Annotated in this window: 12 protein-coding genes; 9 read left to right on the top strand and 3 right to left on the bottom strand. The window is 61.7% G+C overall.

What is annotated here, in order from left to right; translation table 11 throughout:
* Positions 1–206: 206 nt before the first annotated feature.
* The 3 genes from A37U_RS0137220 to A37U_RS47300 all read right to left on the bottom strand — a co-directional run bounded on the left by A37U_RS0137220 (position 207) and on the right by A37U_RS47300 (position 3,556).
* The gene (locus A37U_RS0137220) at positions 207–1,175 is read right to left on the bottom strand and encodes a DUF7064 domain-containing protein (protein WP_020501747.1); all 969 of its coding nucleotides are present in this window, start codon (positions 1,173–1,175) and stop codon (positions 207–209) included.
* Between the two features lie 94 nt (positions 1,176–1,269).
* Positions 1,270–2,433, bottom strand: coding sequence for an NAD(P)/FAD-dependent oxidoreductase (locus A37U_RS47305; RefSeq protein WP_020501746.1), 1,164 nt, complete (start codon positions 2,431–2,433; stop codon positions 1,270–1,272).
* 574 nt (positions 2,434–3,007) lie between these two features.
* Positions 3,008–3,556 carry a TetR/AcrR family transcriptional regulator gene (locus A37U_RS47300; RefSeq protein ID WP_205623107.1) on the bottom strand — a complete coding sequence of 183 codons (549 nt, stop codon included), beginning with the start codon at positions 3,554–3,556 and terminating at the stop codon, positions 3,008–3,010.
* A gap of 637 nt (positions 3,557–4,193) precedes the next feature.
* On the opposite strand from A37U_RS47300, the gene A37U_RS0137205 reads away from it, so the two are divergent.
* The 9 genes from A37U_RS0137205 (at position 4,194) to A37U_RS0137165 (ending at position 13,571) form a co-directional block, all read left to right on the top strand.
* On the top strand, positions 4,194–5,087 hold the full coding sequence (locus A37U_RS0137205; RefSeq protein ID WP_026198013.1) for an SDR family NAD(P)-dependent oxidoreductase: 894 nt from the start codon (positions 4,194–4,196) through the stop codon (positions 5,085–5,087).
* A 45-nt stretch (positions 5,088–5,132) separates the two neighbouring features.
* On the top strand, positions 5,133–5,327 hold the full coding sequence (locus A37U_RS0137200) for a ferredoxin (protein WP_020501743.1): 195 nt from the start codon (positions 5,133–5,135) through the stop codon (positions 5,325–5,327).
* Between the two features lie 61 nt (positions 5,328–5,388).
* On the top strand, positions 5,389–5,802 hold the full coding sequence (locus A37U_RS0137195; RefSeq protein WP_020501742.1) for an SCP2 sterol-binding domain-containing protein: 414 nt from the start codon (positions 5,389–5,391) through the stop codon (positions 5,800–5,802).
* Between the two features lie 72 nt (positions 5,803–5,874).
* Positions 5,875–7,503: a PEP-utilizing enzyme gene (locus A37U_RS0137190; RefSeq protein WP_205623106.1), complete on the top strand. Its 1,629-nt coding sequence runs from the start codon at positions 5,875–5,877 to the stop codon at positions 7,501–7,503.
* A 10-nt stretch (positions 7,504–7,513) separates the two neighbouring features.
* Positions 7,514–8,128 (top strand): hypothetical protein, encoded by a 615-nt coding sequence (locus A37U_RS0137185; RefSeq protein WP_020501740.1) that lies wholly within the window; start codon positions 7,514–7,516, stop codon positions 8,126–8,128.
* 16 nt (positions 8,129–8,144) lie between these two features.
* Positions 8,145–9,650: a pyruvate, phosphate dikinase gene (locus A37U_RS0137180; protein WP_020501739.1), complete on the top strand. Its 1,506-nt coding sequence runs from the start codon at positions 8,145–8,147 to the stop codon at positions 9,648–9,650.
* 1,091 nt (positions 9,651–10,741) lie between these two features.
* Positions 10,742–11,851, top strand: coding sequence for an ABC transporter ATP-binding protein (locus A37U_RS47295; RefSeq protein WP_051111834.1), 1,110 nt, complete (start codon positions 10,742–10,744; stop codon positions 11,849–11,851).
* Positions 11,848–12,696, top strand: coding sequence for an MlaE family ABC transporter permease (locus A37U_RS0137170; RefSeq protein ID WP_020501737.1), 849 nt, complete (start codon positions 11,848–11,850; stop codon positions 12,694–12,696). The genes A37U_RS47295 and A37U_RS0137170 overlap by 4 nt, the downstream gene beginning before the upstream one ends.
* Before the next feature lie 26 nt (positions 12,697–12,722).
* A complete protein-coding gene (locus tag A37U_RS0137165) occupies positions 12,723–13,571 on the top strand; it encodes an MlaE family ABC transporter permease (protein ID WP_020501736.1) in 849 nt (282 codons plus the stop codon).
* Positions 13,572–13,573 lie beyond the last annotated feature (2 nt).

Below are 13,573 nucleotides of genomic sequence, written 5' to 3'. Positions count from 1 at the left end.
TCCGGCTTCGCAGTCGCGGCCCCGAGCAGAGTCGCTTGGAAAATACGTCAAGATCGGAATACTTCTCGCCGCGCGGCGCGCTCATGGCCGACTGGCGAATGACCATCTGAGTACGCAAGCGAGCCGACGCCGTGCGCAGATAGTGACATTCGACCAACGGTATGGACGCGGTACTCGAGGGAGGTAGTTAGCTACCTCGGGCCGACTCACTGTTGCCGGCGCGCTGAGCGTAGGAATGAATTGAATACGACATCTTGGTATTCGCCGAAGCTGACCGAACCGTCTTCGGACTCATATCTCATCAACATCAGGTTCGTCACCATGTTGGGCCAGAACGACATCGGCATCCGAGCGATGCTACGGCCTCGTAGTCGATAGAGTTCGCCGGCCTCGTCTTCGATCTCCACATCGGCGGCGTGCGGGGTGACGCCGTCTTCCGCGCGAAAGGTCTGCTGCCTGATCCGCACCGGTCGCCGGAGCTCGCCATGACGCCACACGTATCCCCAGCGCAGCTGCTCGTCGGAAAGCGAAAGAGAATCATGCGCGACGAAGTGAATGGCGAGCTCTTGATTGAAGACCGCGGCACCCCATGTCAACGGCGGTATGGCATGCGGGCCCTCGGGCCTGGGGGAAAGGTATGAACGGTCCCGGGTGAAGAAGCTGTCGATAGTATGCTTTTCGCCGTCTAGCACTAGTTCTCCGGTGGACCGCATCGCTTGGGCGAAGTGCTTGCCGTCGGCACGTCCGGCCGCCGGCATGATCGCTGTGCTGGTCAGGTCCAGGCTGGTAGCTCCGTCCGGAGATCTGAATCGCACCTCGATCTCTTGGAGGGGCTGCACCACCCGGATTCGTACTCCAGTCGGGTAGGAATGCTCGTGCAGGTCGCTTTGCGGAAGCGGTTGAAAGTTGCGGTAGTCGAGGTAATCGGCCTCGGCGGTCTGCTGCTTGTGCCCCTGAAAGAGAAGGAGGCCACCGCTGGCGATACCGAGGTTGGGATGGTACCAATGATAGATCTCGCCGTTGATACCGGACTCGGGGATGTTGAAGCCGAGGTAGGAGGTCTCCGAGATCGTGTAATCGCTCGGATCCCCGCCGGTATGCAGGAACTCGTCCTCGGCGCGCGGGGCGACGAAGCCCTGCTGCGGCGCGTACAGTTCCTGGTTCTGTTCGGTCATGTGTGCTCCCGGTACCGTGGGGCGGTCAATGGGCCGGTATTTCGGCTGGACCGTGTCTCATCCGGCAGCCTAGGCGGGCCCACCGGCGAGGTCGTCAGCCCGCTGCGGCGAGTTCGCGGGTGTATTCGATGATCTTCTTGTTCTTGTTGACCGTGACGGCACCGACGAGCCGGCCGCCCCGTCGCGCCTCTACGACAAGCGAACGTCGCGCGGAGTCCTCCTCGATGACGGTGAAGGAGTCGGCTTGGTTGATGAAGCCAGCGGATTTGATCTTGAGGTTGTATTGATTCGACCAGAACGTCGGAACGGCGCGGAACGGCGTCCGTTGTCCCGGCTCGCCGATCAGGTTCGCCGCCGCAAGTGTTCCCATCTCGCGTGCCGCCGACCAGTGCTCGACCCGCGTCAGCCCGTCGATGTGCGGATGAGGGAAGCTCGCGATGTCCCCCGCTACGGTGATGTTCTCGTAACCGATCGCGAACAGGTTTTCGTCACAGACCACATTCCCGTCCTGTAAGCGGAGACCTGAGTCGGCCAACCAGTCCGAGCTCGGTGCGGACCCGAGTGCGAAAAGTACCAGATCCGTGTCCACCGGCGGTCCCTCGCAGAGCAGAACCCGTTCGACCCGGCCATTGCCTTCGAAACCGGTGACAGTCGTTCCCAGGCGAAAGCGAACGCCTTCCTCGGTATGGATACCGGCCGCATGGCGACCGACTTCCGGTCCGAGTCCAGCCATGGGGTAACCGGCCACGTCGATGACGGTCACCTGCTCGACTCCGCGTCCGCGGAGCGTCGCCGCGACTTCGCAGCCGATGAATCCCGCTCCGACAATAGCCACCCGCGGCTGGTCGAGCAGGTTGTCCTTGAGGCGCCGGCAATGATCGAAGGAGCGCAGCGTGTAGAAGCCGTCAAGTCCGCCGAGATCGCCGGGCCATTCTCGTGCACCTCGGCCCGTCGCGATGATCAGCCCATCGTAGGGGAGTTCCGCTCCGGCCCCCACCCGGACCATTTTGCGGAGTGGATCGAGTCCGGTAGCCGGTTCCCCGAGCTTCCAGGTGACGTGCAGATCCTCGGAGGGAAAGAACAGATCGCGGTGTTCCATCGTGCCTTCGAGTACCTGTTTGGACAGCGGTGGACGGTCGTAGGGTGGGTGCGGCTCATCGCCGACCATCGTGATCTCGTCGTCGTAGCCTTGTTTGCGCAGCTCGCACGCCGCTCGATGCCCCGCGAGTCCTGCTCCCACGATCACTACCTTGTGCACCGGCCCACCTTCATCGCTTTTGATACCACCGCGCCGTGCGTTTCACTGCTGGCTGCTGTTCGTCCCGGCGCGCGTAGTCGTTCCGTCGATCCGCTTCCGGGGGTTCGAACCACCGTACGGCTGTTCCGCCCGGAAACACCGTTGTTCCTACGAGACCCGATGCACTTCGACAAGTATCGACGCGCCACCTTGCGGGGTACGTGACTTCCCGGCCGTATCGGACGGACCGGATCATTCGTGCAGGTCTCCGCTCGTCCTCCACAGCACCGGCGTCCTCCGTCGTCGCCTGCCACGGCCCTTACGCTCCACAGCGTAGCGCATGACCGGCATATAGTGTTACCGATCGTTTACGTAGAAAACGCCTATACCGCTTCAGGGTGACTCTGATCGTATTCCGGGCAGGCCTGGCAGGCGGGTCGAACTTGGCTATATGAACTACGTATACTTTCTTACGGGGCGCACGATGCTGCGCCTTTCTGCCTGGTTCGGGGTGCGCGCTATTGATGATATCGTAGGTGAACGATAACTTGCATCTCGGCTGTTTTGCCGCGCGTGACGGTGGTCTGGTGGCCCGTCACGGTGCTCGCGCGAGTCTTGGCTTCGCGTACAGCGATTGCAGACCGGCCAGCACGAAATCAGCGAGGTCCGTGTCCATGCGTTCGCTGGGTAGCGCACCCGATGGCCAGAGGGCGACCGCATTGAGCGTGCCAAGGGCCATCGCCGCAGCATCTCGCGCCTCGTGCTCGGTGAGGATCGGATAGCATTGTTCCAGGCATTCCACCCACAACTCGAGGTATTGGCGTTCACGCCTGTTCAGTCGTTGACGGTGCGCCGTAGACAGCGAGCGGCCCTCGCGGATCCAGATGATCGCCAACTTGTGCTCACGGAGCACATGCTGGGCATGTGCGCGGACACGGTAGTCGAGCTCCTCTGCCGGAGTGTCGAATCGTCCGCTTGTCGCACGTAGTGCGCCGTCGATGGCCTGGTCGAACAGTGTCGCGAGTATCTCGTCCTTGCCCTGGAAGTAGCGGTAGACGGCGGGCCCGGTCACGCCGGCCTCGGTGCCGATCTCGTCCACGCCGACTGCTTCGTAGCCTCGCTCGGAGAACAGTCTCGTTGCCACGGTGAGAATCTGGTGTGCCCTCGAGGCCCCATGCCTGCGTTGCGACCGAGTCACGTCCAGTGCTCCCTAGTCTCGCGGCCCTCACAGTGACGCGCACCGGCGTCCTACTGCGCTGTTGAGGCAGTTCAGCCTACTCATGAGAGAACGAGTGTTAACTTCGGATGCTCATGGTGGCCACTTTATACCAATATTGCAGGCAGTTTTTGGAAGATTGACGGAAAGGCCATGGTTAACGAAAGGTTGCGTATCGACCTCCCGCGAGGTAGCTTCTGTGTCACGTGCAACAGCGACGAGTGCGACTTCGCCAGGCGAGGTCGGTGACATTGGTGTGCTGAGAGGTCACTAGAAATGAATCCCGACATGACCATCGGGCTTGTGCGGCTGAGCGATGTTCAGGGTGTGGCGGCTCGGCCGCGGAAACCGTTGGGCTCTCCGAAGGATCCCGTCGCTATCCGCTGCCAGGGATGGCGCACGGTATGCAAGCAGCATGGTCAAGGTATTCGCGCGCAGTATCGGCGAAGTGTCTAAGGCGCAGGCCTTCCGGGTACCGCGCGGCCGTGGCCATGCCGGATGTGCCGAGCCAGGAACGAGTTGCTCGGGTGGTCGCTCGCCGCACACAGGCAAAGGAGTAATAAACATGGGTCGACAGGCCTCCGTGGTTGGCAAGGTGGCACTCGTGACGGGGGCGGCGCGTGGCGTCGGCCGGGCTACTGCCGGGGCGCTGGCGAGAGCCGGCGCGAAGGTAGCGTTGGTGGACCTCAATGGTGCGGACGTTGAGAAAGCCGCCGCCGAGATCGGAACAGGTGCGATCGGACTGCCGCTCGATGTACTCGACCACACCGCATTCGCCCGGGTCTTCGATGAGGTAGAACAGCGCCTCGGACCGGTCGACATCCTGATCAACAACGCCGGGATCATGCCGATTGGGCCGTTCGAGGAGGAGTCCGATGCGACCGCGGCACGGGTGCTCGGGATCAACCTGCATGCGGTGCTGTGGAGCAGCAAGGAAGCCGTGCGGCGGCTGAAGCGACGGGGCGGTAAGGGACATATCGTCAATGTCAGCTCCGGCGCAGGCTGGGTCGCCGGCGGCGGTGGAGCAACCTACAGTGGCTCGAAGCACGGCGTCGTCGGGTTTTCCCATGCGCTGTCGCTGGAGCTGCACGGCACGGGTATCAATGTCTCGGTCGTCGGGCCGGCGGTGGTGAAAACCGACCTCGGTGCGGGGCTCGCCGATGTCAAAGGGTTGTCCAAGGTGACTCCGGACGAGGTGGCGAATGCCATCGTCGACGGTCTGCGCAAACCACGATTCGTGATTTGGGTTCCCAAGGTCATGGGCGTGATGTCCTTGGCGATGTGCGGAATGCCGTACCGGCTACGTGATTTTCTTGCAAGGCTCACCAATGCCGACAAACTGCTGCTGCAAGCAGACACGAAGGCGCGGGCCGCGTACGAGGAAAGCGTTGCCGGCAAGCCCGAGGATGGTGGGGATCTCGAGGCGAATTCGCGAGTGAAAGCGCACAGCAAGGATTAGACTGGCTAGACCGGTCGGCCTTGAGCGGACTATGAAGGAGCGGCAGTGAGAATCATCGTGGATAAGTCGCGCTGCGATATGCATGGAGACTGCGTCGTCGAGGTGCCCGAACTCTTCGACCTCGAGGATGATGCCGACGAGGTGACGGTACTCGACGAGGAGCCGCCTGAAGAACTTCGCGGAAAAGCTGAACGAGCGGTCACGGTCTGCCCGGTCGCCGCGATCAAGATAGAGGGTTGATCCCGCGGCTTCGGCGCTGCACGGACGAAACAAATGATTTCGCGGATCGAAGGGATCTGTTATGGCGATCTTCCAGTCGGCTGATGAGATGTTTGGCATCGTCGAACCTTTTCTCGGCAAAGTGACGTCGGATCCCGAGTTAGGTCCGAAATTCGTGAAAGCGAACACTTCATTCCGGGTCGACTATCATGATCCGAGTGGGACGCTCGTCATCGACGCGACCGGCGATCCGGTAAGGGTCCTCACGGGCGCCGAGGCTACGGCCGCCGATACGGAGGTGGCGTTGTCGATGTCGGGCGATGACGGCCATAAGTTCTGGCTCGGTGACCTCAACCTTCCGATTTCGCTGGCGAAACGAAAGGTCAAGACGAGCGGGAACCTGACCAAGATGCTCGGTCTACTTCCCGTCCTCACGCCCGCGTATGCGCAATACAAGGCCTATCTCAAAGACATTGGCCGTGATGATCTGCTCTGAGCAGTATTCGTGGCGCCGGCCCAAGGGTGATCGTCGGCGCAGTGTCGCTACGGTACGAGTGAGTGGGGCCAGATGATGACAGAAAGTCAGGGGGACGTGCTGCACTCTGCGGCGGACCCGTCCTCGTATTACAGCACCACGAATCTCGGTGAGGCGATGCCGGGCGTGCTGACGCCGCTGGGGTGGTCGGTATGGGGTCCGGCCTCGGAACTCGCCGCACGGTCCGCCTTCGTGGAGATGGGCGCATTGCCGCGGGCAGCGGCCGCGATCCCGGAACGCGATCAGGAACGCGTGATCAACATATTCTATGGCAGAGTCGCCGCGCGTGTCGATTTCCTGTGTGCCATGGGCGACCGGCTCCCGGGCAGTAGCGGAGAGGCGATTGCCACGCAGTTCCTCGGGATGGTTCCCCCCGGATTCGTGGCCGCTCCGACAAGGCGCCGGTATCCGATAGCGGCGGTGAAGTTACCGCGGGCCTTCGTGACGGTCCGCAAACGGATGTTGCGCGAGTCGGCGGAGGTCGCGCCGTGGTGGGCGCGTGAGGTCGAGCGGACGCCACGGCTCGGATTGGCAGAGGCGCGAGCTCAGTTCACTTCCGCCCGCAGGCGGTTCGATCGCGCTGTCGAGCTGCAATCGCATGGCATGTTCATCGGAGTACAGCCGGTTTATGATCAGTTGCTCGCGCTCATCGAGAAAGCCGGGATGGGAGAGTCGGGGAGCGCGCTGATGGGTGGGCAGGGATCGCACGCGGAGACCGAGATCGTCGATGATCTCTGGGGACTGGCACACGGAGAAATCGGGCTCGAGGAGTTCCTCCGGCGACATGGCTACCACGGTCCGTTGGAGGGAGATATCGCGGGCCGGGTGTGGCGGGAGGATCCCTCACCCGTGTTGCGGCTGGCCGAGCAATACCGAGGGCGGACGGACGAGCATGATCCACTGGCCGCGGCGGCGCGACGTTCTGATGAGCGTGAGGAAGCCGAGGCCGAGCTCTTGGCCGCGCTGCCGCGGGGCAGGCGTGCGGGCGCGAAGGCCGTATTGTCGCTGGCACGCAAGAATGTTCCACTGCGCGGGGTGGGCAAGGTGACGTTCCTGCGTTCGCTCGATGTGGCCAGGGCAGCGGCGCGTCGCATCGGTGTCCTGCTGGCTGATCGGGATCTGCTTGGCGACCCGGAAGACATCCTGTACCTGACCGCCGACGAGGTGGCCGTCGAGCTTCCACCGAACGCGCGCGATCTCATCTCGACGCGTCAGGAACAGCGGATGCGTTACCTGTCGATGGAGCTGCCCGTGGTCTGGCAGGGCACCCCCGAGCCGATCTCGGCGGGACCTTCGAGCGACTCCACGTCCGGTGGCACGGTCATGATCAGTGGCATGGGGGTCAGCCGGGGTGTCGTCGAAGGGGTGGTCCGGGTCGTCAACGATCCCGACTTCGCCGAGGTCGAACCCGACGAGATCATCGTGGCCGCGACCACGGATCCGAGCTGGGCTTCGGTGCTGTTCTTGTCCAAGGCACTCGTGGTCGATATCGGCGGCCAGCTCAGCCATGCGGCCGTGGTCGCACGTGAGCTCGGGATTCCCTGCGTGGTCAACACAAAGGAAGGGACCCGTGTCCTGCGCACCGGTGACTACGTGCGAGTCGATGGAGACAGCGGAGATGTGGAAGTGCTCGAACGCGAACACGCATCCCAGACCGGCTGAGGAGGAGACGGTGTCGGAGCTGTCGATATTGCAGGCGGTCCGCTTCAAGGGAAGATGTACGGCCGAGGCTGCCGCGGCGGTCGCCGGTGTATCCCCGTCGGAAGCATCGCAGAGACTGGAGCAACTGGCCGGGAGCGCCTTGGTGAGTGGAGCCGTGAACTCGGCCTTCCGGATCACTGCTGAAGGCAAGCAACGGGTCGCTGAGCTCATCGCGGCGGAAGCGGCGGAGGTGGACGGGAACGCCTTGGCGGCCGAATACTCATCGTTCGATGAATACAACAGTGAGTTCAAGGCGATCATCACTGCATGGCAGATGAAGGACCCCGAAACGCCCAACGACCATCTGGATCAGGAATACGACGAGCAGGTCGTCCATCGGCTCGGGGAACTGCACACGCGTTTTGCCCCACTGCTGAATGGGATCGTCGCGTTGGCGGACAGGCTCAAACCGTACCCGGGGCGGTTCGAAAACGCCCTCGACCGCATCGTGTCCGGCGATCATACATTCATTGCCCGTCCGCTCATCGACAGTTACCACACGGTTTGGTTCGAACTGCACGAGGAGCTGATCGGCTTGCTCGGTCGGACCCGTGCCGAGGAAGCGGCTGCGGGCCGCGCGATCTGATCGGAGAGGTGTCGAGATGAGCGTGATCTGGCTGGGCGAGCATCCGTTTCTGGAGCGTGATGTCGTGGGAGGCAAGGCGTACAGCCTCAATCTCATGATGAATGCCGGATTGCCTGTTCCGCCCGCTTTCGTCCTCACGACCGAGGTCTGTGGACAGTTTCACGCGGCGGGCGGCACGCTTCCCATCGGCGTTTCGGCCGAGCTCCGGCACGCGCTGAGCAGACTCGAGGAGCGTATCGGGCGAGGTTTCGGGGATCCGGCCCGGCCGCTGCTGGTTTCGGTGCGTTCCGGTGCGGCGCGCAGCATGCCAGGGATGATGGACACCGTGCTCAATCTCGGTATCAATGCCGAGGTCGAGCGCGGAATCGCTGAACTCACCGGGGATGCCGACCATGCCGCGGACACGGCGCGGCGGTTCCGGGAGCAATACGAACGTGTTGTCGGCCGAGCTCCGAGTCCCGAGCCGTGGGAACAGCTACTCGAAGCCGTCGGTGCCGTGTTCGGCTCGTGGAACTCTTCCCGTGCGATTTCCTACCGGCGTCACCACGGGATCGCTGATGAAGCCGGCACGGCGGTCATCGTGCAGGCGATGGTCTTCGGCAACCTCGACGACTTGTCCGGGACCGGGGTGCTGTTCTCACGCAATCCGCTGACCGGTGACGAGGCGGCCTACGGCGAATGGCTGCCGCGCGGTCAGGGTGAGGATGTCGTATCCGGTCGGTCCGACCCGCTTGCCGTGGACACGTTGGCGCGGACTCAACCGCGCGTGCACGAGGAGCTGCTCGCCGCAGCGCGGAAACTGGAGCAGCTCGCCAAGGACGTACAGGATATCGAGTTCACCGTGGAGTCGGGCACGCTCTGGCTGCTGCAGTCCCGTGCGGCGAAACGCTCGCCGGACGCCGCGGTGCGGCTCGCGGTCTCGCTGCACGAATCCGGCCTCATCACACGCCACGAGGCGCTGTGGCGGATCACCGACGATCAGGTCGCCGCACTGCGACGGCCGCGGATCACACCCGAAAGCCGTGCCGAAGCCGTCGTGCTCGCGCGTGGTGAGACCGCCTGTCCGGGCCTTGCCACCGGTGTGGTCGTCACCGACGTCGATTCCGCCTGCGCGCAAGCGGAATCCTCCGTCGATGTCGTGTTGGCTCGCCCGCATACCGATCCGGACGATGTAGCCGGAATGATCGCGGCGAAGGCAGTCGTCACCGAGGTCGGCGGGAGCACTTCGCACGCGGCGGTCGTGAGCCGCGAACTGGGCACGCCCTGCGTGGTCGGTTGCGGCGCGGGGACGCTGGAGCGCCTTGCTGGGCAGCGAATCACCGTCGATGCGGGCACAGGAGAGATATTTGACGGCGCATTGCCTCTGGCACCGGTTTCCGAGGCCGGCAGCCCGGCGTTGGCGACCCTGGCGGAATGGGCCCGAGACGTCGTCGGTGATCCGGAAGTCGGCATGCCCGAACTGTTCCGCAGGGCTCGTGAGGTAGGACTCCACAAACAAGAGGAGGACGCGCCGGCGCGCTGACCCGGCGTGGCGTTCCTGGACTTCGCACGACTGCGGACCATCATGTGCTGTCCAGGGCTCGATCGGCCTGACGGTCCCATCGAATCACGCGAATCCCCACGATATCCAGAAGGACGACGCGTCCCCGGCGGCCCATGCCTTCACGGGTGACCGGGAAACTCGCCGCACAGGCACGAGGCACAGGGAACTCGATGTGTCTGTACGGCGCGAGGGATGACGGTCCAGACGGCCTAGCGCAGGGGATGAAATCGACGAACGGACCGAGAAAGACTACCTCCAAAGAGCTGGCAAGAGGCGGCGTCCGTCGAGGCACCTCGACGATCCCGAACGAACACCGCGCTTCAACAACCCGCGCTCTGTCGCCAGAGCCGGGAACGAATCCATCAGGTACGAAGCCGGCCCCGGTCATGGACCTGCCGACGGTGTCCGTACTTCGTACCCCAGTAGAATGTTATATTAGTCATCCACGGCGGGCGTTCCAAGCGGCTGGCAGCACGACTCAGGTCTACGTGTGTTCGGGTCAATGGCGCAGTACGGACGCCCGGCTACCGTACCGGTCGAACCCATCAATGGCATCCCTTCCGCGTCCGAAACGAGACGGGCGATACCTGGTGTCCGTCTAATGAGCGTAGGTAGACAGATACAGGAACGACCGTTCCGGCAGTGACAGTAACAAGCAGCCCAAAGGCTTCCATATCAGGGCAACCTTGATTCAACATCGGGACCACGGCGCAAGAGAATCAGTGAACGACTGTTGACTTAAAAGATGACCGACACTACGATCCTGTGACGTCGGCAATGCAGCCTCGCTCGGGTAAAGCCTAGAGACGTCGTTGCGGCGTCGGCGGGCATCCCGATCCACAAGATCGCGTGGTGTAGGCACTGACCGCAACAGACCGATAGACCGGAAACGGGAAAACCGCGAGACAAGCGTCGATTCCGAGAGATCGCCAGCATGAGCACGACAGCCGCCTTGTCAGGCTATTTCCGCGCGAATGAACTGCGGCTGAGCTGGCCGCCCGGTTTATCTACGGCTGTATTTCACGGACACGTAGTGAGCAACACGGCCGCCACGAACGAAAGGAGCAGCCGTGGGTGTTGAAGTCGTGGTCGACGGCCTGACGAAGTCCTTCGGCAACCAAAACATCTGGCGAGACGTCACCCTCACGCTTCCACCCGGCGAAGTAAGTGCCCTTCTCGGTCCGTCCGGTACAGGAAAGTCAGTTTTCCTGAAGTCGGTCATCGGACTGCTACGCCCGGAATTGGGGAGTTGCTCGGTGGACGGCACCGATGTGGTGCGTTGTTCAGAAAAAGACTTGTACGAAATCCGGAAGCTGTTCGGTGTGCTCTTTCAAGATGGCGCGCTGTTCGGGTCAATGAATCTCTATGACAACGTCGCCTTCCCGCTACGTGAGCACACCCGTAAGTCCGAGTCCGAAATCAAGCGGATCGTCTCGGAAAAACTCGAGATGACAGGCCTCGCTGGTGCGGACGGCAAGCTCCCTGGCGAAATATCAGGAGGTATGCGGAAGCGTGCTGGTCTAGCACGGGCGCTCGTGCTAGATCCGCAAATCATCCTCTGCGATGAGCCAGATTCCGGGCTTGACCCAGTGAGAACGGCGTATCTGTCGCAACTCCTGGTGGACCTCAACGCACAAATAGACGCGACCATCCTTGTGGTGACGCACAACATTAACGTGGCGAGGACCTTGCCGGACAACATCGGGATGCTGTTCCGCAAAGAGCTCGTCATGTTCGGATCGCGAGAGCTGCTCCTCACATCCGAAGAACCGGCCGTCGAACAGTTTTTGAACGGTCGCCGTGTGGGGCCGATCGGCATGTCGGAGGAAAAAGACACCGCGCAGATACAGCGAGAGCGGGAGCATCTGGATGCCGGCCACCATGACGGCGGCACAGACGATGTGCGTGGTGTGGCACCGCAGATCAAGCCGACACCGGGCTTGCCCGAGCGGAGCGCCGAAATACGGCGAAAAGACCGCGTCATGAGCTCACTGGGATCACTACCGCCCGGCGCGCAAAAAGCAATTATCGGTTCGATGGAGCCGGACGAGCTACGGCGCTATGGTCTCGACGCCGCGCCGATGAACTCACATCAGCGCGAGGACGGTCATATCAGCGGAACTGTCGACTACAGCAGCGAGACGACCATCACTACTGAGCGGGTTGGATACAGCCGATGACGAGCTCAGCGCAGCGGTCAGCGACAGTCAAGGAAGTGCGCAAGGGCGGAAAAGTAGGCGGCTCCAGGTCGAATTCGGTCCTGTCCAAAGTTCTTGCCGCCGCCGGCGGGTTCTTCGCGCTTTCGCTGCAGACCGTGCGGGTCATGTTCAAGCCGCCTATCCAGTGGAAAGAGTTCGTACAGCAGTCTTGGTTCATCTCACGAGTCAGTGTCGGGCCTGCAATTTTCGTGGGGATACCATTCACTTGTCTCGTCATTTTTCAATTCAACAATGTCTTGCAAAATATCGGAGGGATGGATCTCAGTGGTTCGGGCACGGCGTTCGCGACCGTAACCCAGATCGGTCCGATCGTCACGACCCTGGTCGTTTCCGGTGCCGGTGGAACCGCCATATGTGCTGATCTCGGCGCTCGCACGATCAGGGAAGAGATCGACGCTATGCAGGTCCTGGGAATCGATCCGGTCCATCGGCTCGTCGTGCCCAGAACTCTGGCCTCGACGTTCGTCGCCATGCTGTTGAATTCGATCGTGATCCTCATCGGACTCGGCGGAGGATACTTGTTCTCGGTCGGCCTACAGGGAGCGGCCTCCGGATCTTTCATTGCTAATCTGAATCTTCTGGTGGGAGTGCCCGACCTCATCGTCGGCGAAGTGAAAGCCATTGTGTTCGGACTACTTGCCGGATTGGTCGCTTGTTACCGTGGGCTGTCGGTCAAGGGAGGACCGAAAGCGGTTGGCAACGCTGTGAACGAGACCGTCGTTGCCTCCTTTGTCGTGCTGTTCGTGGCGAATCTCTTTCTTACATCTCTACCATATACGCTCGGCATTGTAGGATCACGAACTTAGAAATACGAAATGACGCGAGGACTGGCATGGCGAACAAGACTGCGGTAAAAGAGCATATAGCCTCTGTGCTCAAGGCCCCCGGGCGTACATTGGATGCGATCGGACGCCAGGGGATCTTCTACGGCAATGTGTTCAAGTGGGTCTACCGGGTCATTGTTCGATATAAACGAGAGCAATTACGGCTCATCGCCGAGGTCGGTATGGGTAGCGGAGCATTGGCCCTGGTAGGCGGATCGGTGGCAATCACCGGGTTCCTCACGTTCTTCGCCGCAACCAACGCTGGTGTGCAAGCATACTACGGACTAAACCAAGTTGGGCTGACGGCGCTGTCCGGATTCGCTTCTGCGTTTATCAATACCAGGTTGGCCGCACCTCTCATCGCGGGTGCCGGCTTGGCGGCGACAGTAGGCACGGGAATCACTGCCCAACTCGGATCAATGCGTATCAATGAAGAGATAGATGCCTTGGAAACGATGGGGATACGGTCTCTCCCTTATCTCGTATCAACCCGGCTCGTAGCCGGGTTCGTCACCGTGATTCCATTGTATGCAGCCTCGGTTATACTGAGTTATGTCGGTTATAAAGCGGTCACCGTGCTGTTCTATCACGTGTCCTCGGGCGCATATGATCACTATTTTTATACGTTTCTTCAGCCTATCGATTTACTTTACTCGTTCGTCCAGGCTATCGCGCTCGCGATAGTGGTGATCTTAGTGCACTGCTACTACGGCTATACTGCCACGGGCGGTCCGGCAGGAGTTGGAGAAGCTGTGGGGCGAGCAGTGCGCGCCTCGCTGATCTCGATATCGACAGTCAATCTGCTGGTCGCCATGGCGCTTTGGGGCGGCACGAAAACTCTGCACATTTCGGGGTAAGC

Source organism: Sciscionella marina DSM 45152 (assembly GCF_000379465.1).
Classification (GTDB): Bacteria; Actinomycetota; Actinomycetes; order Mycobacteriales; family Pseudonocardiaceae; genus Sciscionella; species Sciscionella marina.
The sequence above is the reverse complement of the archived record's forward strand: the minus strand, read 5'-3'. Positions and strand labels throughout refer to the sequence as shown.

Excerpts from the sequence above, each read along its gene's own strand:
- A37U_RS0137220 (WP_020501747.1), bottom strand. The coding sequence starts at position 1,175 with ATGACCGAACAGAACCAGGAACTGTACGCGCCGCAGCAGGGCTTCGTC.
- A37U_RS0137205 (WP_026198013.1), top strand. The coding sequence starts at position 4,194 with ATGGGTCGACAGGCCTCCGTGGTTGGCAAGGTGGCACTCGTGACGGGG.
- A37U_RS0137195 (WP_020501742.1), top strand. The coding sequence starts at position 5,389 with ATGGCGATCTTCCAGTCGGCTGATGAGATGTTTGGCATCGTCGAACCT.
- A37U_RS0137190 (WP_205623106.1), top strand. The coding sequence starts at position 5,875 with ATGATGACAGAAAGTCAGGGGGACGTGCTGCACTCTGCGGCGGACCCG.
- A37U_RS0137180 (WP_020501739.1), top strand. The coding sequence starts at position 8,145 with ATGAGCGTGATCTGGCTGGGCGAGCATCCGTTTCTGGAGCGTGATGTC.
- A37U_RS0137170 (WP_020501737.1), top strand. The coding sequence starts at position 11,848 with ATGACGAGCTCAGCGCAGCGGTCAGCGACAGTCAAGGAAGTGCGCAAG.
- A37U_RS0137165 (WP_020501736.1), top strand. The coding sequence starts at position 12,723 with ATGGCGAACAAGACTGCGGTAAAAGAGCATATAGCCTCTGTGCTCAAG.